We start from the raw sequence: 23,978 nt of genomic DNA on the forward strand, positions 1-23,978 counted from the left end.
AGCTTTGGCGAAAAAGATACAGTGGAAAGCGGGATTAAGCTCCTAAATATATTGATTGTTTTCGTGGTTATCTGTTTTTATGTAAAAGCAGTGCCTGTTACAGCACTACTTTTTGAATCATTTTCACTGCAGATTTTTTGTCTTCCAAAGCATTCAGTACATCGAAAATTTTGTCGGACCAACCTGCAATAAGGTATACATCATTTTTTCTGACATTGAGCGGCGGCTGACCATAACCTGCCAGGTCAAAAATATACAGTTTTGCATAAGGAGCGATGGTTTTATATCTGTTCCAAAGGTCTTCAAAAGAATTTCTGTTTCCAGTGCTATCCCACAGCTGGGTATCGGTGAAAAGCATTACTTTATCCACCTGTTCTTTTCTTTTGATCAGATCTTCGATGACCAGATAACCATTGGTAGAATATCCTACTTCACCTTCTCTCTTGTAGAATGCATCTACATTCCTTAAGATACCGTTTTTCGGCATTGGAACTCTTAACCAGCGATCACCAAAGATACCTGTCACCACGTTTTTACACTGTGACTGCAAGATCATAGACATCAGCAAACCGATATCATACAGCAATATTTTACTTTTGCTGGAAACCGCTTTCTGCATAGAGCCTGACACATCCGCGGCAATTACTACAGAAGTGTTAAAGCCAAAACCTTTGATGTTTTCAGCACTTACCACCACCGCATTTTCCAAGGCTTCCAATACTGAAGACAGATAAGGAGAATCTATTGTTTTTAATTCTCTATAGGCTGCCAGGAATCGGAACGGAAGCTGCTTTGAGTTGGATACTGCTTTTTCATCGGAAAGATATCTGCAAACTTTATTCATTGCATCAGGTGATACTCCGGCTTCCAGAATATTCCTCAGGTTTCTCATGGTTGCCATATAGCCTAATTTGTTACTGAAAATCAATTCTTCCCACTTGTTTTTGAAGGCCATTTTTCTTTCTGCATCGTTTGCAAATTTCTTCTGACCCAATACGGAAAGTTCTACTTCCCAAGTGTAAGGGGTTTCCAGTGTATTATTGGCAATTTTGTTGAAAACAGACTGCTGATTTTCATCTTTAGCTTTCGGATGAACCAGGAAGAGCGCATCTTTCAGGGTTACTTCTGCTTTTCTGTTGTATTTTGCAAACTGATATTCATCAAATTTATTGAATGATTTTACCAAACCTTTCTGAATCTGCTTTGAGAGTTTATTGAGTTTTTTGGTATCCGTTCTTTTATTCGCAAGCTGGTAATACGCCAGTAATTCTGTAATTTCATCCGCTCTCTGTACCACTCCATCTACTGTTTTGCTTACAAGGTCTGTACCGGAAGTCTGCTTTGCCAATTCGGTCGTCAAAACCAAAGGAATGGATCTTAAGTACATATCTTTTCTAGCATACACGGCAAGTTTTGCAACAAACTCAGGGTCGTTTTTTTTGATCAGAGACTGTATTCTTTTTAATCTGTCATTTCCCTTTTCATAGTTGGCATCGGACAGTCCTGTTGTAACAACAGCACTATACAATTCTTCTGCAGGTGTCATCGCATAAGCTTTTGCACCTTCGTAGTTCTGTACTACTTTATTTTCTTTTCTTAAAAAATTAAATTTCATGGTTACTGTTTTTTGTTAAACATTGGAGAGATTGATACTTCCTCTCTGATTTCTGATGCAAAGTAAAAACAGTATTGCGCAATCTATTTGCGTAGAAAAATTTTCTTAGATTTTTTATTTAAAATGTAATTAAATGATAATGTATGCAGAATATTTTGTGCTTAAATAACTCTTGCTGATCTTTTAGATTACACAGATTTCTAAGTTTCGGCTAAAGCCATTTGAATAGAGCTTTCTTATAAAGTGGGCTAAAGCCCACCCCTATTGAATAAAAGTTGAAAACTGATATTGATATTTAATGACAATCTAATTCCTAATTCCTAATTCCTAATTCCTAATTCCTAATTCCTAATTATAAAATCCTTCTATCATTCATTTCCATTTAAGAAATCGTTTATAGTGAGTTTTCCGGAAAGGGTTTTCTAGCTTTGTTATTATTAAAATTAAGCTATGATTAAAGGAATATATGAGACTCATGTTCAGGTGAGCAATCTGGAAAATGCGATAGGGTTTTATACAGAAGTATTAGGATTAACACTGGCTCACAGAGATGAAACCAGACCTATTGCTTTTTTATGGGTTGGCGAAGGGAAAGAGTTTATGTTAGGACTATGGGAACAGAAGGAGAATCTTCAGACCAGGCATTTTGCTTTTTCCAGCAGTAAGGAAGATATTTTAAATTATTCAGTAGAATTCCTTGAAAATAAGAATTTAAAGCCTTACAATTTTTTGAAAAACGGCAGTATTGAACCTATGGTATTTGCATGGATGCCTGCACTGGCCATTTATTTTAATGATCCTGATGGAAACCAGCTTGAGTTTATTTCTATTCTTGAAGGTGAAAGCAAACCGGAATTGGGTGTACTGAGCTATGAAGAGTGGATGAAACAGGCCGAAAACTGATAGAAGTATATTCGTTGAATGTAAATACAACGCAGAGGCGCAATAAAAATATGAGCTTACCGTAAAGCTCGTCTCAAAAAATTAAATTTTTGCGCCTGTGCGATTGTTGACAAAATAATAAAATGAGCATCAGCAATTTTTAAACATTTACCAGTTTTTTTACTGCCAATACATGTTTACAGGGTCCTCTTTCACCCTGATATTTACTGAACCATTCGCAGGTACAACGTTCTTTTTCTTCGTCAATGATTACCGTATGATGCACTCCGGTTCCTTCTACTCTGGCTTCTGTTCTTTCTTTACTATTATTTAAAATTTCTACTTTTCCGGATTCTATAAGCTTTTCAGCGTTTTTTATGCGGGGATTGAGCCCGATAATACGGCTTAACTTAAAAGGAAGCCTGCGGTAGAAAAATTCTTTTTCATCAAGATCGTAGCCGAGTAATCCCATTGCAGCAAGCCGCCTGGTAATGTTTTCAGCTTTGATAAAACTAATATTTTCTTCCAAAGCAAGTTTCTCCGGGTTGAAAGATTGATTGGCATAAGCATATTTATCCAGAACATCAATCCATTCATCAGAAACATCAGAAATCAGACTTTCCAGAATAGCTCCTTCTCCTGAAAAACCTCTCCAGCTTTCTCTCGACAAAGAAAAACTGAATCTGATATTCCCCATATAGAGCTGCCATGTTGTAGATTGTCTATTGGTATGGGAAAAAACCTTCATACAATCAATATAAGGAAGAAGAGGTTCTAAAAGGCGAAGCCTGTTAAGCCCTCCAATACAAACGGCATCTGCAGATTTTACCGGAGAAAAAATAGGTTTATTTCCTCTGACTATCAAATAATAATCTGACTTCACTATCCCTTTCGGCATTCCGCGAAACAGTTGCTGAGTTTGGATTTTATTAAAAGTATGACGTTCCTCAGATTCTGATAAATAGACCTGAACAGTTCCCAGTCCTTTAATCCATTTTGTAGGCAAAGGCACTTTTCTTTCTATTATTTTATTTTCCTCTTTATATAGACCGACTTCTTTCCGCCCTACAGAAAGCATAATCTTTTCATTCGGACGGATACTTCCCAGAGCCGTTATCATAGGCTGATTAAAATCCACATTCGTTGTTCCGTTTTCCAGAAACTCACCATCCAATCCATCAGGCAGTACATCTACTCTTGCATAAACTCCTGCACAGTGTGAGAAACCTTCAAACCTTAATCTTTCATTTCCTGCTGTCACGATAGGATCTTTAAGAAGTCCCATCTGAAACGGAGAAAGGTTAAAGCTGGATTTCACAATATTGGAAAGCGTGATAAGACATCGAGCTAAAATAAAGGGCTGCCCCACATTTCCCCAGAAAAAACAGGGAGCATCTGTATTTTTATGAATTTCACTGTATTTGGCGAGAAACAACTCTTCAAGAGCAGCTCTTCTGACTAAAGAGGATACTCCTGAATAGTTATAAATAAGCGTATCTTCCATAATCTATTTTTTCAGAAGAAGATTGCAGATTTTTTTCAGACTCGAGTTTTCTTTCCAGCTGTTTATTTTTTCTATAACTTCTTTATGGACAGATGACTGGTTCAAAGCCAATACTTCATGATAAATTTCAAGAATTCTTTTCAGATTGGTAACCGGGTCTTCCATTTGAAGCAGAATATTGGAAATCAATTCCTCAAGGGCAATATTATGATTCTTACTTACATTCAGCATGTGATGCTGCATAAGATCTGTTAATCTCTTAACCGGAGCCCACTCCAGCTTCTCGTGTAAACCAATCACTCTTCCCAGCCATGCATTATCCATCATCTGGCAAGAAACATGTTCAAGCCAAATTTCAGCAGCTGTCCCACGGATGGTTTTATCACTGTCCAGGAAAATAGTGCCTAGAAACAGATAGCCAATTTCATCCAAGGGCTTTTTGATCTGATACAGTGTACTAGCAGTATTTAAAACAAGGCTTCTTTCATACACTTCTGCAATTCCGGAATAGAAAAGGCAGTACTTGATTACCTTCGCCAGAGCGTTTGCAGGGGTATTGGGAAAGCAAAGCATGAGCGCAGGAATTTCATTAAGCTCTTTCTGTTCAGCAACAAAATATTCCATGAATAAAGGTTCTTTTCTTTTTTCAAGATGATATTTTGGAATGACAATATTCAGCTCCACAGGATAGTATGAATTTTTCTTATTATCAATTGTTTTCCATTGGTAAGCTCCTGAAAAGAATTCTGCAGGAATATTATCATATCCGAAACTTTTGAATTCCTCAAAAACAGTCTCTGGTGAACGGGTAATCCCAGCTGTCATCCACCATGAAGGATGTATAAACTTACCTTCAGGATTGGCATTTTTACCAAAGAAGAAAAGCAGCAACTCTTTATATTCACCCTTTAATCTTTTCTCAACTTCCGCGATAGCTTTTGAAGTATCATCTAAAGCACAACGCTGCAGTGCCAGCTGAATATCCAGATGATGAGGCTCTGTATTACTATTCTGATAATGCTCCAGCCTCTCTACCAAAGTAACGGGAGAAATCCAGCATGGAGCATGGGTGATAGGAAATAACAAAGGAATTTTATTTCCGGATGTTATTTTTTCAACCGCATAGATAGCAATTTCCTTAAACGCCTGCCTTGCAGGACAATCTGCCCCAACTTCTTCTATTGGACCCAATTTTTTCTGATAATTGGAATAAGACTCTCTTGTGGATTCTTCTTCCTGGGTTTTCTGGTATATTTTTTCCAGATTCTTTAGCTGAACCGGATATTCTTCCTTTAAAGCCAGCCCATAATTGATAATTGCATTGCATAACAAAACATTGAGATAAGGGACTTCCCATTTCGCAATGGTTTTACAGGCTTTCAAAAATACAGGTTCTATCAGTTTTACAGATTCAGCATCTACATCTCCGGCAAATTTGATAAACCCTGTCAAAGCAATATCACAATGATAACTATACGGATCATCCATTGCCAAAGGAAGATAGAACATCAGATCTTCAAAATTCTGAAGGATCTGTACTGCATTTTCATCTGCTGCCAGCTGTCGTTTTTCTGAAGCTATCGCCTCAAGTTCCGGCTGTTTTTCTTCAATATATTTTGCCAAAAGAGGACGCACATTGGTGAGTATATTATCTGAATAATGAGAAAGCGCCTCAATCATATTTTCTGAAGCCGGAATATATTTAAGGATAATCTTTGCTGCTTTTGACTGTATCCCGTCATCTTTACTGACAAATGCTGTACTTAAAGCCATTCCAAGCATATCAGGATCCATTTTCTTTCTCTGAAATATTTTTTCAGTAAGCCCCAGACTGGAAACCACTACTGTTTTTACCTCTGAGCTCAACAGTTTCGGGAGATAGTGTGAAAATTCCTCATTTTTAAATTCAGGAGTTCCCACTATTTTTTTCAAATGTGACAGAATCGTATTCACTGCTTTTGACTGTGAGGAAGCCAGCCCTGCGAGTAATTCATCCTGCAGATCCGACAGTTCTTCTTCAGTAGGTTTTAAAGAGGTAAATGTGTCCATAAACCAGCCTGTAACATTTTTATTAAAGTTTCTGTTAGAAGCCAAAAGACATTCTTTCAAGAATCTTTTTCTTTCAATTTTCTTCTCATTAATCAATTTTTGTACGATAGGAAACCATTCTTTACGGAAGGGCAAAGATTTGGAAGGATATTCACACAAATACCAAAAATGAGTACTGAGGGTTTCAGGATGATGGTCAAGATCCGCCGGATAATTACTTAGGTGATGTCCCAGCAGTTCCGGTTTGGGCTGTACATAGCCTTTCTCTGTCCATCCTAAAATATCTTTATAATTGAATGCCGTAAATTCAGCTTCTACCGATTCATTGATAAAGTCTGAAAACCATTCCGGACATCCCCATTCCAGTATCTGTTCGGTTTGTTCTGCATTACGGAAAAGGCTCCAGTAGTTTTTACCAAAGTTCTTTTTGTCCATGCAGACAAAAGATGCGATATCTATAATGGAGTGTTGGTTTACAGATCCTGCCGTGTGGTAGGAGTTTTTAGTCATTATAATTTTACTGATTTCACGGTCCATTTTCTTTATAGACGGTATCAGTGTTTTCCTTTCTTCAATACTAAGCTCTTTTAGAAAGGGGATAATCTCATGTATTTTTTCCTCATTAAGGATCTCATAAAGTCTTTCTTTCATGTGCTTTAATTTGATGTATAAATTTGTTTTCAGGTTATTCATTTTTTCCATTCTTCGGGCAGTCTGATAAGAACTATTTCCTGTCCATACCCATTTTGTTGTAACAGTTTATGATAAAGCCCGAGGAGCTTTTTGGCATTAAAAACCGTTTTCGTAACCGCTGAAAGAATGGGAATCAGCAGCTTTCCAAAAGCAATATTGCAACTGTTAATCAGACTGGTAAGTTTTGAAAAACCGTGGGCAAACCCCTTTACTTGATTCTGTTCAAAACTTAACTTTTTACCAATTATTATTCCCAACTTCATTTCTTTTAAATCATTCAAAACTGCCTTGTTAAATACGGCTTCAAAAGCCGTACCACAGAGTGTTTCATATTTATTAAACAGTCCGGAAAACAGGAATAAATATATCCTCTTCCGGGAAGGTAAATCCAGATTTATCCCAACATTTGGAAGCACTGTATTCTACCCAATATTAAACTGATATACAGCACTTAATAAAATTCCATTATTTTCTACTGTAAAAACAGAGCCTGAAAAAACAGGATGCTCTCTATAAAATTCTGATCATGTCATGATGATAAACACCACCATAAGAATTGAATCATTTATTAAAAAAAACAGTTTTTAAGGAAGGTCAATCTTAACAAAATCAGTCGGTATCTCATTGTATCCGGAATTTTATTCTTTATTTCTCAGTTTAAATATATTACCTCAAAAACCTCATCAATAAACATAAGTTCATTCTTGTCGGCTAAAATAAAAAAAAATGACTGACAGACAGTAAATTATCCCATTAAAGTGAATTTTTTAACAAAATATTAAGTTAATAAAACAACTGTCAGCATACTTCCAGCTCTTTATTAATAATTCTCTGTTTAAAGATATATTACTAAAAAAGGATATAAAACCCCTCTGCTTTGAGATTTACACATCATTTGGTGTCTTAATTTTAAAATTTGTAATACCTTACCATAAAATCATTTTATCATACAGATACGTTAATTTTTTTTTAAAATGGTAAAAACAGGGCTGTAATTCACTAAATTTTATATAGTTACAAAATAAAAAACTGCCTCATTATTTGAGACAGTCTTCATTTTTAAACTGAGCTGTAGTTACTTCCCTGTCATTTAATAATTCTTCAGGCACCAATGCAGAATTTTCGCAATGTTTTTGGCATCATCAACTCCTCTGTGGTGCGTACCTTCTAAAGTCATACCCAATTCACCCAAAGCACGGTTCATTCCTACACTTTTTCTGATGGTAGGATGAATTTCACCGAATAATGTCTTCACATTGATATGGTCATCGCTCATTGGATAATCGTTGTAGAATCTCCTTGCCTGGTTCTGAAGCATGTTCAGATCATAATTTCCATAACTTGCCCACGTCAGTTCTTCCGAATCATATTCTGCTCTCAGAATATCGAATGCGTCATCCAGCATGATTCCTTCATGATCCAGCATATTTTGGGTAAGAGTGGTAAGCTCCGTACAGAACGGACTTACTTTTGAATGTTGAGGCTTTATTAAAATCCCTTCATTTTTAGAGATCTTCCCGGTTTTTGCATTCATGATGCATACACCAATCTCGATGATCTCGCTTTCCTGACCTCTTGGCGGGCGGTTTTCCCAACATGTTGCTTCGAGGTCTACTATTAATATATTTTCTGTTGTTTTCACGTGTTTATAATTTAATTGTTAAAGGGCGGAAGATGGATGCAGGAAGAGGAAATTTTTTTATTATAACTAAATTTCCTTCCAGCTTCAGTCTTCCAGCTTCCTTCCTAATTACAGAATCTTAGTTAAAATTCTGGCTGTATTATAAGCATCGTCTGCTCCGCTGTGGTGGGTGCCTTCAAAGTTCATGTTCAGATAATCCAGGGCTCTTTTAAGTCCTATTTGTTTGTGTAATCCGAAATGTCTTTTAAATTCATACATCACATTGATATAGTTTTCTGAAAAAGGATTCTTTATACCGAGCCAGTCACATTGTTCTATAATCTGTTCTCCGTCGAAGTTCCCGTATCCAGCCCAGGTAAGTGGTGCAGAATGGTATTGCTCTCTGATTATTTCACAGGCTTCTTCGAAATATATTCCTTTTTCTTCTATCAGTTGCGGAGTAATTCCCGTCAGTTTTGTACAGAATCTGTTGATTTCTGATCGTTCCGGAATTACATAAATGCCTTGTTTCTGGGAAATTGCTTTTGATGTTAAGTTTAATTTGCAAATTCCTATTTCTATAATATCAACTTTCTGTCCGCTGGGAATTCTGTCGTTTTCCCAACATGTCGCTTCCAGATCGATGATTATAATCTCATTGGTTGTTTTCATTGTTATTGTAAAATGTACTTTGTAAAAAGTAAAATGTATGATAAAGGCAGTTGAATATTAAATGAATATCTTTTTCTTATATCAATCCACTACTTTTTACCAGCAATTAATTTCTGGGAGCAAATGGAGGCGTCCATTTTTTCCTTTTCATGAATTCTTTGACTTCCTCGTAGGAAACGGGATAAAAATTGTGGCAGTCTACCCCTACATCAAAACTCAAAGCCATCTCATCATCCGGCAATGTTCCGTGTGAATGACCGTATAATTGCCAGACACCTCGGTGCGAGCCATTCCAGGTGCGCATGGCATAATGGAAAAGAATGATTTTTTGTTTTCCGTTGCTGTTATCTGCTTCATCAATTTTCAGTTCGTGATAATCTCTGATGGAAGCAAACCGCTTGGGATAGGTTAAAGCTGCCCCTTCGTGATTGCCTTTGATCAGATGGATATTGCCATTTAACCTGTCTAAAATATCTTTGGTAAAATCCGGTTTTCCTAAACTCATGTCTCCTAAATGGTAGACGGCATCACCGGGTTTTATTTTCTCATTCCATCTTTTAATGAGTTCTTCATTCATATGATCCAGTGATTCAAAGGGTCTCTCTGAAAATTTTATAATATTTTCATGACCAAAATGATGGTCTGCTGTAAAAAATATATTGGGTTTCATTTTTTTAATTGTTTTTTTAACTACAAAATTTTCAACACTTTGCTGTCATTCTGAATGAAACAAAGAATCTCTTTCACTTTAAGCATATTCTTCCTTCCTCAGGATGACAACTGTATAGATTATTATTCTGTGAATACTGTAGTTTTAGTTGGTAAATATTTTTAATTAATTTTTACGAAATGCTTTATAAAAAGCAGTTTCAATTTCTTCCTGATCGCTTTCTGTGTATCTTCTCGAAAAGTGAATCGGAATGGCTTCTTTCACCTCGCATTCATTCATGATATTCCCTGATGCGGAAGCAAAGCTGTGATGATTGATCCTGGCAAATTCCTGATCAGAATCCTTATAAAATGTTTCAATATACACCAGATCTGCTCCTCCAAACACTGCTTTTATTTTCTCATAATTGCTTTTGTCTACAGCATGATCCATGATGACACCAAGCTTATAGCCTTCATTACGGGTTAACAAATGAAAAAGATCGGCTGCTTTATAAACAGTTCCTTCAATTTCAATTTCTTTGTCTCTGCTATTATTTTCAAAAGCGGTCTTCAGTTCGCTGATCCATTTTCCTTTTTTAAATCCGGACTCAACCTCATTGAAGCTTACTGTATCTTTTTCTTTAAACAAATAAGCTATAGAATCTGTTTTGTGATCAAGAATGGCAAAATCAACGTTGACATATTCGTCTTCAAAAAGGAAATTTTGGGTATTGATGAGTTCCAGATTCCAGTGTGGCGGACGAAGAGCATAGATATTAATTTCGTCTTTTGAAACAATCTCACGGATTTCATAGGCAATTGCGTTTTCTTCAATCAGATTCCAGGTGTAAGATTTCAATCTTGCCTCAACTTGTTGGTGAATATTTTTCGGTCCACTAATTACAACCTTTTCTCCGCTTCCGATCTGATGTCTGAAAATTCCATCGAAATTTGAAAAGTGATCGATATGAGTATGACTGATGAATATTGCGGATATAGACTGAACTTCTTTCACAGTCAACAAACTCGCTTCTCCACAATCACACAGATAATGCTTTCCGGAATTAGGAATTTTGATTAATATACTGATGTCTTCTTTTAAAAGACTTTTTATTTCTGCCTGTAACATAGTTTTTTCTTTTTTGAACCATAAATCTCTATAACATTTATCATTTTGAATGAATCTTAGATATATTTTCACTTTTAATTGAGATTCCTAACGGAATGACAAACTTACTGCATAATGAAAATTAAGTTTCTAAGACTTATGTTGCTTCTATGGTTTGGTTTATATATAAAAAAGTTTCGGTAAAATTTACCGAAACTACACTTTAAGAGTCATCAACTCTTCTTTTATAAAATCAATTACTAAAGAATTCAACTTTTTATTGATCCTTTTCTGCTCTTCTTTTTCAATTGCTGTAAAAGTGGCCGGAAAATCTTTCTGGAAATCTTCTAAAATATCCTGTGAAAAAAGACCAATCACTTTACCTATTATTTTAGGTTCGAATTCGCCGATTTTGCTTACCACATTATTCAATCTGTTGGCTGTAGCATATTTTTGTATTTCTTCCCAGATTTCCTGAGCTTTTTCACTGAAGTAGATCTGTTTATGAACAGTTTTTCCCTCTTTTTTAACCATTTTGGATTTCTCGATCCATTTTTCATTCTTATTTTTCAGAATGATCCTTGCCCCGTTTCCAAAATATTGGGTTTTCAAAGTTTTTACGATAGTACCTTCACACATATTGTTCTCCAATTCAGGTAATCCCAGCCAAGCCGGAATTTTTGAATTGAAAACATTGGGATACCTCAAAGCATCCTCAAGAGTCCCTTGAAACAAGATTTTAGCATAGAAAAAACCGGTCTCCTCAAAAATCTGATTGACCACTTCCGTATCTAAATAGGTAATTCCATTCAGTTTAATATCAAAGGCGTAAAATTCGTTGTAAGGTGCATACTCAATACCTTTCTGTACCTTTACCGCATCTTTTACAGGCTCCACTTCTTTATGTTTGTAACCGCCACCGAACAATTCACCGTAGATGACTACAGTTTCTACATCCGGGTAGATGGTTTTCACTTTTTGAAACACTTCTATTACATTTTTTCTGTAGCGTTCCAATATCTGATAGGCATTGAAAAATTTCTCATCTTTTTCGATGAAAGCAGTTCTCTTCGCGATTTTAATTTCCTTTCCGTCGGTAAAGAAAGAGAAATTAGCCCCGTGAACTTTTTCCTGTACAATGAAAACCTCATCCCCAAAACCCTGCATCCTGATCTGTTCGATCACACGGGCCTGGTAAGCATTTTCTATAGAGTTATATGTTTTGAAAATCATTTTGTTTTAGTTTTTAATCGTTTCTGATTCGTTTTTCTTCATCTGGGTAATATGCCTTTGGGCATGGAGTGAAAGAAAATAAATATATTCATATACATTAATTTTCCCAAGTTCATTTACTGTCATTGTCGTTTTATACAAGAAACCTTCACCATTTCCCATTACTTCCAGATATTGTAAACACTGAAGATATTGCTGAGTAATGAGGCTTCTGATTTCATCCAGACTCATTTCTCCTTTCGGTTCCATATGTTCCGGTCTTATCCATTCAAAAGCGCCATGCTCACCTACCCTGTCAAAGTTTTCTTTATTGAAACTGTAGTTTTCAATTTCAGATTCAAGGTCAAGATTCAAAGAATTTTTCATTGCTTTCTTGAAACCTTTTTCAATAAGGATCAACAGGTAAAAATTCGTAAGATAAATATGCTCTAAAATCTGTTGAATCGTCCAACCTCCGTTTGAAGGTTGATGATTCAACGTTTTTTTATCTTTTCTGAACCATTCGTCCACCTCACCAAATGTGAGTTTCAGGTGTACTTTTATATCTTGAATATATCTAAAAATGTCCATTACAGTTTTTTAAAGTTATCTAAAAGGCTAAGAATATTTTCCTTTCCTACAGGGTTCATAGAATGACAGTAGAATTTTGGAAGGTCAAGATAATGGTCCATACAATATTCTATCAGCCATTTGGCACAGTCATACCCTGTCTTTTCGACATATTCCTGAGAATGCTGATCCAAATAATGCTCATCTGCCAGATCATGGTCAAAAGAAATCATTTCCGGAAGTCCTTTTTCCAGGATTCTGTTGACAAACTGCTCGTAATTCCGAACAATATGCCAGTCATTTCTGAGGAAAATATCTTGTTTGGTATAATGATAAGCCTCAATCGGGTATCTTATATCATCCAGAAATAGTAATCTTTTTGTTTTTTCCATGATTTAATTTATATAATTTTTAAGCTTCCCGCTTTATTACACCATCATATCAGCACAATTGGAACTTGCGAAGGCATAAGGTTTTGCTTTAAACACATATCCCATTCCAAGAATATATCCCATTGCATCTTTCAATGCGACATTGGATTTAAAATCGGGATCGGTATTAATGTCTGCGTGTACCTCCATTTCCACACCATAAGTATCCAACACAGAGCAGATCGCGTATGCAATTTCTACGGATTTGTTAACCTCATTAAGCATTCGCTCCTTGATACTGATACTCTGTATTTCTCTTTCTTTTCTGATAAAGGTAAACGCTCCTTTTCCCTCACGAATAAATACTACTGCCGTAGCATAATTGATGGCATCTCCGTATACATGAGAGTCTGATCCCACACATACTTTCAGACGGTGTCCGTTTGCCTGTTCGCGGATGATGGCTTCTTCTACCAGCTGTGTGATAGAGTTTTGGAAAAATTTCCCGTTCATATTCTGCCATGTTTGTTGTTGCGTTTCCATTTTTTCTACATGTTTTAATTCATAAATGATTGTTGATAATTGATAAATGATTACTAGAAATCATAATTTCTAACTTCTAGTTTCTAATTTCTATTTTTTGCACTCCGAACCGGATTCGAACCCATACCATCAGTTTTGGAGACTGAGATGCTGCCATTACACTATCAGAGTAAATATTGTTAATTCATTAGGACTCGAACCTAAACTCCAAGAATCAAAATCTTGTGTGCTGCCTATTACACTATGAATCAGTTTTATAATTGATCAATGATGATTGATAATTGATGAATTGCTCAGCAATTATTGATCATTGATCTTTTATCATTTATATTTTGTGGAACAGACAGGAATTGAACCTGTACCTTTAGTTTTTCAGACTAACGTGCAGACCTTCTACACCACTCTTCCGATTATAATTGATCAATGATAATTGATAATTGATAATTGATAATTGATAATTGATAATTGATGGATTGCTCAGCAATCGTTTATCATTGATATTTATCATTTATGTTTTTGGTACGGAAAGAGGGATTCGAACCCCCAAAAGCTTGATCCTAAATCAAGAGTGTCTGCCATTCCACCATTCCCGCAGGTTTTTTATAAGTAATGAGTAATTGGTAATTAGTAATATTTTCTATTTTCATTATTACTTATTGCTCATATTATGTCTAGGTTTGAGAAAGCTCTGTCTGTTGATAAACTATGCCTGTTAGTGTTTGTAAAGATCTTCTGTGCTTGACAAACCTTTCTCATTTCTAATGTATTTTGTTTTAAAAAAGTAAAAGGCTGTCCATTTTTATTGACTAAAGATCTTCTGCTCTTGACAGTCCTTTTCTCTTTTCTTCATTTTCTGTGTGAATGGCAACTGGCCAATTTTTTTTAAATCTGAACTTTCATGGTATTAAATCAATTTAATATTGACCAGTTATTCACATCCAGTACTCTATAAGGGAATCGAACCCTTATTTTCTGCTCGAAAGGCAGGCGTCCTCACCGTTAGACGAATAGAGCATTACCCACTGACCAGGAATCGAACCTAAACAACAAGAGTACATTTCCTGCATGCTGCCATTACATTATCAGTGGTTGGGTGGAAGTAGTAGGATTCGAACCTACTCAGCAATGAAGCAACAGATTTTAACTCTATTACTTTCATTTTTTTAAGGAATCGTTCAATTCGTTCCTCATGTCAGTCTGCCCCGACTCTCCAACTTCGGCGTACTTCCGGATTTTTATGAGCAATTAGTAATGAATAATAAGTAATTCCTCATTTTTCCTTTGAAAAAAAGAAAAGGCTTGTCTTTATTGAATGTTTAACTAAAGATCTTCTGCGCTCGACAGCCTTTTTCTTTTATTAATAAAGGATATTCTTTGCTATAGATGATAAAAGATCATTGATAAAAGATTCTTATATCTTCTATAGTTTTTACATTGAGATGGTTATGGGATTCAAACCCACTCAGTTTACACAACGGTTTTGCAGACCGTCCCGACTCTTCCCCTTCGGCGAACCATCAGATTAAAAAATAAAGTCTGTCTTAATTTGTTTGATATAAGAACTTCTGCGCTCGACAAACTTTATTTTTACCTAAAAATTTATAAATGATATTTTTTAATTTCTAATTCATCCGGAGAGAAGAAAAGCCTGTCTGTATTTTTTGTGTTTGGCGTAAAGATCTTCTGCTCTCGACAAACTTTTACTTTTTCTCCTGAAATAATTAACAATTAGTTACCTGCGATTTTGGAAAGACTCGAACTTTCAACTTCCGGTTTAACAGACCGGTGCTCTGCCATTGAGCTACAAAATCATTGTAATTCCGGAAGGACTCGAACCTTCAACCTTCGGTGTATCAGACCGATACTCTAACCACTTGAGCTACGAAATCATTGGTATTCCATAAGGGGATCGAACCCTTGTCGTTCGGTAGAAAGCCGAATGCACTTACCACTATGCTAATGGAACAAATTGTCTGGAAAACAAGATTCGAACTTGCGACCTCCCGCGTCCAAGGCGGGTAAACAACCACCGTTATCTTTCCAGTTTTGCAGATTCACTTTAAAATCCTTTTCCGAGAGACAGTCGGAACCGAAGTTTTTTATGAATCTTTGCGGTCTATGCGAGAATCGAACTCGCAGTGCCCAAGAGACAGTCGGGCAGGTTAGCCATTACCTCAATAGACCTTTTTTTGTGATTCCGAGAGGACTCGAACCTCTAACCCTGGGTTTAGAAAACCCATGCTCTATCCAGTTGAGCTACGGAACCGTTTTTATAATCCCAGAAAGATTTGAACTTTCAACCCCCGGTTTAAAAGACCGGTGCTCTAACCCATTGAGCTATGAGATTGTTTTGGCTTGTGAATCATTAATAATCAGCTCGCTTTGTGTGCCAATTTTTAATTTCGTAATTCACATTTTTTGTAATCTCAGAAGGACTTGAACCTTCAACCTTCGGTGTTGTAAACCAACGCTCTATCCAATTGAGCCATAAGATTTTATATTGGGTATCTCCGGGGATCGAACCCTGTTCTCCGGTTCCACAGACCGGCGCTTTACCAAATAAGCTAAAGAAACCATAAAAAAAGCGCCTCTTTTCGGGAGGCGCTTCATATATTTTAACGTAAGAGATCATTAGCTGACCCACGTATATAAGCACCTTTTATCCACAATTCCACGATCAAGAATACACGCAACACCTGTCGGTTCCTGTCCGAATAGTTTTGAATATTGATTGAATATGCTGTGTAACTGTTTCATTTTATTTTTGTTTGTTTCTAAATTATTTTTAACTGAATCCTGAAAATCTGTTGCTTTCAATTTTCGGTTGCAAAGTAAATATGAATTTTTGGAATCCGCAAATAAATTTTCAAATTAAATTATTGATAATCAATTAATTACGTTTAAATTTAAGAATAGAGAATTTCTGTCCGCAATATTTTGCGGATATCTTAATTACCTAAATGACTGTCTCTCATCGGGTTGCTTATCACTCTATTTTATCGTATTAAAGTTTCATTGTTTATTAAAAAATTTTCATGTTTATGGTTATTTTTTTTCATTCTAAATAATTTCTGACCTAAAAAACAAAAAACGCCTCGGTTTTCCGAGGCGTTTCTGTTGTATTTTTTTAATTTTTTACAAGTTTATAGTAAATAATTTCCAAAGTCAGCACATTTCGCCTCATTCCATATCACCTCATCACGTCCAAATAATCCTTTATTAGAAGGACTTTTGAATAGTTCTGCATTGATATGTGCTCTTTGTATTGTCATAATTTTCTGGTGCAAAGATAAATCTTTTTGGTATCATTTTTATAATATTTACAATTTCTGGAAGGTTTTATATACGCAAAGGCGCAAAATAATATCAAAAAATTGTGCTTTAAGGCGCGAGGATTTTATCACCGATAAAACTTTGCGTCTTTGCGATTTTCCAACAAAATTGCTATTCTATCTTAAACGCAAAGCTTTTATTCCTTTAAATAATTATCTTAAGGGAGCTAAGAGAAATCAATTAACATTGATTAGATGAAGCGGATGTTCTATTTTCAGTTTTTTAATTTCTAAACATTTTATTTCTTCCTGTTTTGAATCTTGAGATATCTTTCAAAATCACTTCATCATTTGGATTAAAAAACTTCAGTTCATTCACAATTTCGGATCGGGTGCTTACTTTTTCAGCAATGATTTCATAAGCTATATTTCTTGTAACGGTGTGGAGTTTTGGATCTTTCTTGAATTCATATTTCATAACGTCCAGATACGTGATTTTTTTGTGAGCCGGAGCTTTTTCATATAAATTCTGTATTTCAGACTCCAGTTTTTTAATATCAAAAATATTGGCGAAATAATTATTCAAACAGTTGAAGGCATCTTTATCTTCTTCCCATCCTTTCAGTAAAACTTTTTGAGCCTCTTCTATTTTTTCCATTTTTCTGCGGTATACCAAAGAAGCTTTTACCATCTGACTGTTTTTCACATAATCATCAGCAACCATTTGATAATAGTGATGAGCATTTTTAAGATCGTTGATTTCTTTATAGAGATCTCCTACTTTTTCTTTCTGCTCCATTTCTTTATAAAGATCAATGGCTTTTTTATGTTGCTTTGCTTTTTCATAACAAACGGCAGCATCGGATTTATTGTTCAGCTTTTTTAGGTATACTACTGCTGCTTCATTGTAGAGCTCACCATTTTCTAATGTTTTTGCTCCTCTGTAGTTATCCTGAAGGAGATTCATATAAACTCTCGCAGCTTTTTTATAATCTTTTTCAGCAATGTATTTTTCGGCCAGCTCTTCATATTTGCTCCGGATTCTGTCAAAAAGTGAGTTTTCCAGATAGAAACTGCTGCTCCCACTGCCTTTTCGTCCTGCTGAATTTCTGTTGTTTTGTTCTTTATCTTTTAAGGAAGTGATCACAATGAGGATAATAAACGCCACAATTAAGAAAATACCCAATGTTCCTGCCACACTCCAGAAACTTTCACGGAATAGCTGGGCAACAATTCCGATAATCTTAAACATCGCCAGCAACACGAATGCCGCCATAAATTTGTCTATAAATTTCTGTCTATTCATCATCATCGGATTTTAAAATGGTTTTATCTTCTCTGAAAAGACGATAAAGAAGTAACATCACAGCCATCACAAGTACCCATACAAACCAGTTGTATCCGAACATTTTCACCAGTGGATAAAATAGATACACAAGCATAACCACAAGGATTGTTATTAAAATAAATTTAATCCATGCCGGTACATTATCTCCACCAAGATGTAATGATTTATTTTTAAAGAGAAATGAATACAATCCTACTCCGGCAATCATGAGAATAACCATGTACAGAATATCTGAAACCGGAGCCTTTTTCTCTAGAGGAGTACCTTCTGTACCCAAGCCTTTTACTTTCGATTTGTCTATGGAAGCAGAAGAAGGGTCCACGATATCCAATGTCCCGTAAAGTTTACCAAGCGAATCAGCCATTAAAGCCTTTCTTTTTTTCAGGAGATATTTTACCACATCACCGTTCACGGGTTTTCCTTTGGTATACTGTTTCAGAGAGTCTGAAATTTTGCGTTTTAGTTTTTCAGTTTTTTCTTCAATATGTTTTGTAATTTTCTTAGTGTAAATGATTTTTAATGAATCTCGGCTCTGTTTTTCTTTATTCACAAGCTTACTGATATCTCTTCCTATTTCACTTACCTCTCTGCCACCTGCTTTTTTATAGTTTTCTTTGTCTTCTTTTGTTTTGGATTCTATAATTCCCGCATGAATAAGTTCTTGGGACAATCCTTTTCTCTCCTGATGATACATTGAATCTATCTTAAGATCAATTTCCGAAGTTCCGGACTGAAAAGCAATCATATCAGAAGGAGCCTTTACGGCATTGTTTATAATAGTTCCTGATGAATTATTATGTTCTTCCTGACCTGAATTTGTTTTATCTGAAGGCAGTGCAATCTTTAAAACAATAGCTACAATAATGAGCGCCCAGAATGCTCTACGAAAATTCCTCGTTCCTGCACTTTCTGTTTTCCCACCTGAACCCCCGCCAAATAATCCTTCCAGCCAGGTAAACTTACCAAAACCATCTCCTCGGGAAGTTCCCATAACATCCAAAGAAATGCCTAACTCCACAGCTCTTTCAGGATATTTTTCAATATATTGTAAATATTTCTCTATTTCTTTTTTGTTCCCGGCCATCACTTTTTTAAGGTCAAACGGCAGGCTGTTCATCCATTCTTCTTCAGTTTGTTTTGGTTGTAATGCTTCCATGACTTTTTCGTCATCTATTTCAACCGTATAGCTTTCTATTTTTTGAGGAATTGAAACGCCCTTCAGAGGTTTTCTGATGCTTTCATCTATCGTTCCGGGCTGTTGAATCAGAGCAATCCAATCAATTTCTTCAGACAGCTTTACCAATCCGAATTCAGGATGCATAATCAGAAAACGGGAATCAAGCTGTGCCCAGTCTTCCGGATTTATTTTGGGATAAAAAGTTGTATTTTCAGGAATAAAAAGCCTGTCGTCCACATTTTGAAAGTAAGCATTTCTGCCTATTTCCTGTGGAACATGGTCATTAAAAACCAGAAAACAACCATACAGCACATTGGGAATATCCGCCGGGATCGCATAAGACCTGACCTGGTTCAAACTGATTCCAAGGATTTCCATTTCCTGAAGCCATACCACAGGTGAAGAGCCTCTGATCAAAAGTCCTTTTTTGGGAAAATTATTTTTCGGGAAAGGTTTTATTCTAAGCTCCATAATCCAAAATCTGTTCTATAAACGGTTTTAAAAACCTATCACACATATCATCCATGGTTCTTACTTTCAACAGGGCATGCTCCGGAAGATAATATTCTGATCCTCCAAATTCCGTATAAGTTGCCAGTGATAGAAAGCCTCCCAAAGTAGAGGGAATAAAGAATTCTTCAATGCTTTTATTACTGCTTCTGAACGTCAGCATTCCCCGTGAATCGGTAATAATTTCACTTCCATCCGGAAATGTAAATTTATTTTTATTCTGCTCTGCGAAAATTTTAATATCATATTTATTTTTGGAAAAATCCAGGGTGTTTTCAGAAGCACTATATAATTCATTTCCTGAAACAACAAGATTTTGAAAGGTGTTGATTCCGATCTTATTGAAATTATTAACAATTCTCAACCCGCTTCCCTGCAATTTTGCCACTTCGGCTTCTGCTTTTATGGTATTTTTTTCAAATTCTTTTTCTTTTCCGGTAATAGGTTCTATAGAAATGTTTCCATCCATATTAATTTTATAATGGGTAGCATTGTCAGGGTGATGCAGATAAAAATTTCGGCCAAAATAAATCAGTATATAAGATTCCGGAATATTCATCCCTGTAAGATTCTGCTCAGAATATTCTCCAGTATTAAGATTAAGCTTTGAAATCAGTTTCTGACCAGGTTGATACTGACACAGAATAAACTGCTGCTGTCTGTTTTTTGCAAGAGCAAACTGTCCTTTGGGTTTTATGGAAATTTGATCAAACAGTACTTCACAGCCATGATGTGTTTTATAATAATCATAGGAATGTCTGTCATAATAATTATCGGAAAGATAAGTCTTCAGCAATTGTTTTTTTGAACTCAGAATGAAAAATTCGCCTTCATATAAGAACTTAGCAATCTTATTAACGGGTGTTGGGAATAAGATCGGATAATTTTGCGGAAGATCTGTTTTCTTTCCATTAAAGTTCTGAGCAGATTGTTTTTGCTGCGGCGGATTGGCCCACATTTCCTGCAATGGAAGTTTTATTTTCTGAATATGTTTTCTTGCTCCTTTATGATGTTTATAAAAATTAATTTCACCATCTGAAGCTGTTGTCACCAAAAACTTCAGTTTATCTCTGTTCTGATATACAACCCGCTGAATTTTCTCATCATCCATATTGTCCTGATGGGTAATGAAGAAAACTTCAATATCTTTTTGTGAATGGTGTTCATTAAAAAATTTTTCCAGAACTTCTGAAACTTCCAGCACAGGACTTACCTGGTTGAGGTTTTCCACCACTTCTTCCACTTTGTTAAGCGCAATGGGTAGGTTTGTCTGGCCTAGTGCAAAGACTTTACATTCGGAATGGGCTTTCGGATGTTTAATAATGGCTATTGCAGAAGCATAAGCCAATACTTTCGGGGTCCCCCAGTTTCTGAGGGAAGTATCAATCAGGATAATTCTTTCAAAAATATTTTCTTCAGGGGGAATTTCTCTTTGAATATAAAGGGCTTCATTATTTGCCACACGATTCATGAAAACATCATCTTCATTGGCAAATTCGGTGAGAAGCATTCTGTGAAAATCACCTTTATTGGTCATATCAGAAATCCCTCCGATAGGCTGTTCACCGGGAGAGAGATGACGCATCGGAATTTTCAGCCCGCTCCATATTCTTTTAATGAGGCTTCCTACCTGGAAGGTCTTGGGTTCATCAATTAATTCTTTGATAAAATCTTTATCCGTATTGGCCGTTGTTTCTTCTTCTACCACTTCATCTTCAAGCTCTGGCTCATCAATCAAACCTTTCATAGCATCAATGATGGATTGTACGGTTGGAAACTTTTCGTTCAGATCCAAAGCACTCAGATCTTTTTTCAAAGCTAATGAATCAGCATCTTTTTTTTCTGCGCTTATGGCAAGCTCATGAGGTCTTTTATAGTAGATTTTTAGACTAACCTCTGCCTGAAGGATTGCTACTCTGTTATAACCATTATTAAATAAAGTCAGCAGCAGTACAATTCTGTTTTGTTTCTGTTTATAAATTTTGGGAAGGGATTCTATTTTTTCAAGAAATTCAATTTGTTTTTCCGCATTGAACTCAAAATCTTCTCCACTGTAGAAATCTACTGTACGTCTCAACGGGCCGGAAAAATCTGTATAACCATCCTGCATGGCATACAAAACCATAAGCAATGCTCCAAACGGAGGCCATCCCTGCGGTTGAAGTTCTTTCAGAATCTCCATTACATAAGGCCTGTAAGCAATTGCTCCCACTCCAGGGATGGAGAGGAGATTATTTTCATGATAACCCGAGTCACCGGGAACATCTTCATCCGTTTTCCATTCCCAAAAGTAGTTTTCATAGGACTGGAAATAAGTCTTTAATTCCATTCTCTTGATTTTTCGGTAAGACGGAATGAGCTTACGGACAATGGACGGAAATCAGTATCTTTTATTAAAATACTATTTCCATTTTCATGCCATAACAACCATCCTTCAAGCTCTTTATTATATTTCTGCTGCAACAGCATACTTACATTTTTAAATTCAAAATCCATACCGGCAGGCAGCAGATGTTTATCTTTGGTCCAATAGGCTTTTCCGGGAAAGCTTAATAATGGAACGCCTATAAACAGAGCTTTATCTCCCAGTAACGTCCATTGTATTTTTTCCAGTTTAAACTTAGGCAAAGTGACGATAGTTTCTTTAATATCAGCAATGTTGCTGAGCAGAGCAATTACCGTCTGTTCTTCATCACTTTCTTTCAGTTTTATCTGAATCTGTTCCTGAATTCCAAAATAGTTTTGGTTCGAAGGAGGAAGACGAAGCTGTAATGCCTTGTCTATGGGAATCCAAAGCAATGCTGTTCTCATTTTTTTACTGGGAACTAAAGCATCTTTTCTGAATAAAAGTCCATCACGAAGTTCATATAAAATAAAATCCGGCAATTGTTGTATTTCGGAAGCAACTGCCTGTTCATCCGTAAATCCTTTCAACCAGATTGTTTTATCATCTACAGCAATCTGAACGTTTTTCCAGTCTCGGATTGAGCCCAGAAAATCTTCATCTACCCGGGGAATTTCTGCCCAGAATTCTTTTAAACACTTTGAAGAATCTTCTGCCATAAGCTTTCAATTTCTTGCTGAATATATTGTTTCTGATCCGGATTTCTGATCCACTCACAACGGGTCTGCAGATATCTCAGTTTGTCTTTTATTACGTTTTGTTCTTCAAAACTCAGTATTCCTTCATTCCATTTTTCCACCAGAATCTTCACATCTTTCATCACTTCTTCCGGATTGGGAGTTTTGTTATGCATTGCCTGTGGATGGGAATCCGGATGATCATCTTTCTCGATCGTTCTGTTGATAATTCCTTCCAGAATTTCAATCTGTTCTTCTGTATCCCAGATATGTTTCAACACCCATAAATCAGAAAGTACGGCTTCTGTTCTCCCACAGATCAGGGCACTTGCGGCAATCAGGTTCTGAAGTTTTACGGCTCTACGGTCTGAAATAGCAATCCCTGTATTTCTAAGACTCATAATGGTATTCAGATATACTTCATAAATGGGTTTAAGGTCTATTGTCCGGCATAGGCTCTGGAGCTGCCTGATTTCATCGGCATGGATTTCCGGAACTTCTGTTTCTTCATCATTCTCCAGCTTTCTTCCGGCTAAAAGTACCTGTTGTAAAAGTTCGGGATTTACATAGTCTACATTAATTCTTACCAGAAAACGGTCAAATAATGCATTCAGTGCTTCATCTTCAGGAAGAACGTTACTTGCTCCTACAAACATCAATGCTGGTAAGTGTTTTGTTTCTTTTCCTCTTTTAAAGATCTTTTCGTTGAGGGCTGTCAGAAGTGAGTTCAAAATTGCAGAATTAGCATTAAAGATCTCATCCAGAAAGACCATTGAAGCTTCGGGCATCATTCCTTCCGTGTTGGTCAGAAGTTCTCCTTCTTTCAGTTTTCTGATATCAAAGGGTCCGAAAATCTCGTTCGGTTCTGTAAAACGGGTTAGCAGATATTCAAAATTTTTGCCGTCTTTTACTGTTTTAGCCAGAGTTCTGACAATCGCAGATTTTGCGGTCCCCGGAGGCCCGTATAAAAAGGCATTCTCTCTTGCCAAAAGGCATATTCCCAAAAGATCTACGACATCATTTTTACCTACAAAAGTATCTTTTACGTAGTTAAGGACTGTATTAAGCTGATTTATATTCTGATTCATTGATTTAAAAA

The 23,978-nt window shown here is 36.1% G+C and carries 19 protein-coding genes and 13 tRNA genes; 1 reads left to right on the forward strand and 31 read right to left on the reverse strand.

The window, feature by feature from the left end; genetic code table 11:
- Nucleotides 1–97: 97 nt before the first annotated feature.
- Nucleotides 98–1,615: a TROVE domain-containing protein gene (locus JOE44_RS13015; RefSeq protein WP_209785917.1), complete on the reverse strand. Its 1,518-nt coding sequence runs from the start codon at nt 1,613–1,615 to the stop codon at nt 98–100.
- 450 nt (nt 1,616–2,065) lie between these two features.
- On the opposite strand from JOE44_RS13015, the gene JOE44_RS13020 reads away from it, so the two are divergent.
- Complete coding sequence (locus JOE44_RS13020) at nt 2,066–2,518, forward strand: VOC family protein (protein ID WP_209785918.1); 453 nt, start codon at nt 2,066–2,068, stop codon at nt 2,516–2,518.
- A gap of 139 nt (nt 2,519–2,657) precedes the next feature.
- On the opposite strand, the gene JOE44_RS13025 is transcribed toward JOE44_RS13020, so the two are convergent.
- The 30 genes from JOE44_RS13025 to JOE44_RS13170 all read right to left on the reverse strand — a co-directional run bounded on the left by JOE44_RS13025 (nt 2,658) and on the right by JOE44_RS13170 (nt 23,967).
- Nucleotides 2,658–4,001: an SWIM zinc finger family protein gene (locus JOE44_RS13025; RefSeq protein ID WP_209785919.1), complete on the reverse strand. Its 1,344-nt coding sequence runs from the start codon at nt 3,999–4,001 to the stop codon at nt 2,658–2,660.
- A 3-nt stretch (nt 4,002–4,004) separates the two neighbouring features.
- Nucleotides 4,005–6,701, reverse strand: a complete 2,697-nt coding sequence (locus JOE44_RS13030) for a DUF6493 family protein (protein WP_209785920.1) — start codon at nt 6,699–6,701, stop codon at nt 4,005–4,007.
- Between the two features lie 38 nt (nt 6,702–6,739).
- Nucleotides 6,740–7,159 (reverse strand): DUF6493 family protein, encoded by a 420-nt coding sequence (locus JOE44_RS13035; protein WP_209785921.1) that lies wholly within the window; start codon nt 7,157–7,159, stop codon nt 6,740–6,742.
- A gap of 674 nt (nt 7,160–7,833) precedes the next feature.
- A complete protein-coding gene (locus JOE44_RS13040; RefSeq protein WP_209785922.1) occupies nt 7,834–8,385 on the reverse strand; it encodes a 3'-5' exonuclease in 552 nt (183 codons plus the stop codon).
- Nucleotides 8,386–8,493: 108 nt separating this feature from the next.
- Nucleotides 8,494–9,036 (reverse strand): 3'-5' exonuclease, encoded by a 543-nt coding sequence (locus JOE44_RS13045; protein WP_209785923.1) that lies wholly within the window; start codon nt 9,034–9,036, stop codon nt 8,494–8,496.
- A 106-nt stretch (nt 9,037–9,142) separates the two neighbouring features.
- On the reverse strand, nt 9,143–9,706 hold the full coding sequence (locus tag JOE44_RS13050) for a metallophosphoesterase family protein (RefSeq protein ID WP_209785924.1): 564 nt from the start codon (nt 9,704–9,706) through the stop codon (nt 9,143–9,145).
- 165 nt (nt 9,707–9,871) lie between these two features.
- On the reverse strand, nt 9,872–10,816 hold the full coding sequence (locus JOE44_RS13055) for a peptidase (RefSeq protein WP_209785925.1): 945 nt from the start codon (nt 10,814–10,816) through the stop codon (nt 9,872–9,874).
- A 195-nt stretch (nt 10,817–11,011) separates the two neighbouring features.
- Nucleotides 11,012–12,028, reverse strand: coding sequence for an RNA ligase, Rnl2 family (locus JOE44_RS13060; RefSeq protein WP_209785926.1), 1,017 nt, complete (start codon nt 12,026–12,028; stop codon nt 11,012–11,014).
- Between the two features lie 6 nt (nt 12,029–12,034).
- Nucleotides 12,035–12,598, reverse strand: coding sequence for a DinB family protein (locus tag JOE44_RS13065; protein ID WP_209785927.1), 564 nt, complete (start codon nt 12,596–12,598; stop codon nt 12,035–12,037).
- On the reverse strand, nt 12,598–12,969 hold the full coding sequence (locus tag JOE44_RS13070) for a cyclic-phosphate processing receiver domain-containing protein (protein WP_209785928.1): 372 nt from the start codon (nt 12,967–12,969) through the stop codon (nt 12,598–12,600). Before JOE44_RS13070 ends, JOE44_RS13065 begins: the two co-directional genes overlap by 1 nt.
- Nucleotides 12,970–13,005: 36 nt before the next feature.
- Nucleotides 13,006–13,491, reverse strand: coding sequence for a ribonuclease H-like YkuK family protein (locus JOE44_RS13075; protein WP_209785929.1), 486 nt, complete (start codon nt 13,489–13,491; stop codon nt 13,006–13,008).
- A gap of 100 nt (nt 13,492–13,591) precedes the next feature.
- Nucleotides 13,592–13,662 (reverse strand) — tRNA-Trp (locus JOE44_RS13080).
- Nucleotides 13,663–13,826: 164 nt separating this feature from the next.
- Nucleotides 13,827–13,899, reverse strand: a tRNA-Phe gene (locus JOE44_RS13085).
- 109 nt (nt 13,900–14,008) lie between these two features.
- Nucleotides 14,009–14,084 (reverse strand) — tRNA-Leu (locus JOE44_RS13090).
- 349 nt (nt 14,085–14,433) lie between these two features.
- Nucleotides 14,434–14,505: transfer RNA gene (locus JOE44_RS13095), tRNA-Glu, on the reverse strand.
- A gap of 725 nt (nt 14,506–15,230) precedes the next feature.
- Nucleotides 15,231–15,302 (reverse strand) — tRNA-Asn (locus JOE44_RS13100).
- 4 nt (nt 15,303–15,306) lie between these two features.
- Nucleotides 15,307–15,380: transfer RNA gene (locus JOE44_RS13105), tRNA-Ile, on the reverse strand.
- A 2-nt stretch (nt 15,381–15,382) separates the two neighbouring features.
- A tRNA-Glu gene (locus JOE44_RS13110) sits at nt 15,383–15,457 on the reverse strand.
- 6 nt (nt 15,458–15,463) lie between these two features.
- Nucleotides 15,464–15,535 (reverse strand) — tRNA-Pro (locus JOE44_RS13115).
- Nucleotides 15,536–15,603: 68 nt separating this feature from the next.
- Nucleotides 15,604–15,675, reverse strand: a tRNA-Asp gene (locus JOE44_RS13120).
- Between the two features lie 8 nt (nt 15,676–15,683).
- A tRNA-Arg gene (locus JOE44_RS13125) sits at nt 15,684–15,757 on the reverse strand.
- A gap of 7 nt (nt 15,758–15,764) precedes the next feature.
- A tRNA-Lys gene (locus JOE44_RS13130) sits at nt 15,765–15,838 on the reverse strand.
- A gap of 74 nt (nt 15,839–15,912) precedes the next feature.
- A tRNA-Cys gene (locus JOE44_RS13135) sits at nt 15,913–15,986 on the reverse strand.
- 6 nt (nt 15,987–15,992) lie between these two features.
- A tRNA-His gene (locus JOE44_RS13140) sits at nt 15,993–16,060 on the reverse strand.
- A 574-nt stretch (nt 16,061–16,634) separates the two neighbouring features.
- Nucleotides 16,635–16,763: a penicillin-binding protein gene (locus JOE44_RS13145; RefSeq protein ID WP_167595381.1), complete on the reverse strand. Its 129-nt coding sequence runs from the start codon at nt 16,761–16,763 to the stop codon at nt 16,635–16,637.
- 283 nt (nt 16,764–17,046) lie between these two features.
- Nucleotides 17,047–18,069: a hypothetical protein gene (locus JOE44_RS13150; RefSeq protein ID WP_209785930.1), complete on the reverse strand. Its 1,023-nt coding sequence runs from the start codon at nt 18,067–18,069 to the stop codon at nt 17,047–17,049.
- Nucleotides 18,062–19,759 carry an APC family permease gene (locus tag JOE44_RS13155; protein ID WP_209785931.1) on the reverse strand — a complete coding sequence of 566 codons (1,698 nt, stop codon included), beginning with the start codon at nt 19,757–19,759 and terminating at the stop codon, nt 18,062–18,064. The genes JOE44_RS13150 and JOE44_RS13155 overlap by 8 nt, the downstream gene beginning before the upstream one ends.
- Entirely contained in the window at nt 19,749–22,127 is a 2,379-nt protein-coding gene (locus tag JOE44_RS13160) for a hypothetical protein (RefSeq protein ID WP_209785932.1), read from the reverse strand. Before JOE44_RS13160 ends, JOE44_RS13155 begins: the two co-directional genes overlap by 11 nt.
- Complete coding sequence (locus JOE44_RS13165) at nt 22,118–22,861, reverse strand: hypothetical protein (protein ID WP_209785933.1); 744 nt, start codon at nt 22,859–22,861, stop codon at nt 22,118–22,120. The genes JOE44_RS13160 and JOE44_RS13165 overlap by 10 nt, the downstream gene beginning before the upstream one ends.
- Complete coding sequence (locus tag JOE44_RS13170) at nt 22,834–23,967, reverse strand: AAA family ATPase (protein WP_209785934.1); 1,134 nt, start codon at nt 23,965–23,967, stop codon at nt 22,834–22,836. The genes JOE44_RS13165 and JOE44_RS13170 overlap by 28 nt, the downstream gene beginning before the upstream one ends.
- Nucleotides 23,968–23,978 lie beyond the last annotated feature (11 nt).

It is taken from the genome of Chryseobacterium sp. PvR013 (assembly GCF_017833095.1).
GTDB classification, from domain to species: Bacteria; Bacteroidota; Bacteroidia; order Flavobacteriales; family Weeksellaceae; genus Chryseobacterium; species Chryseobacterium culicis_A.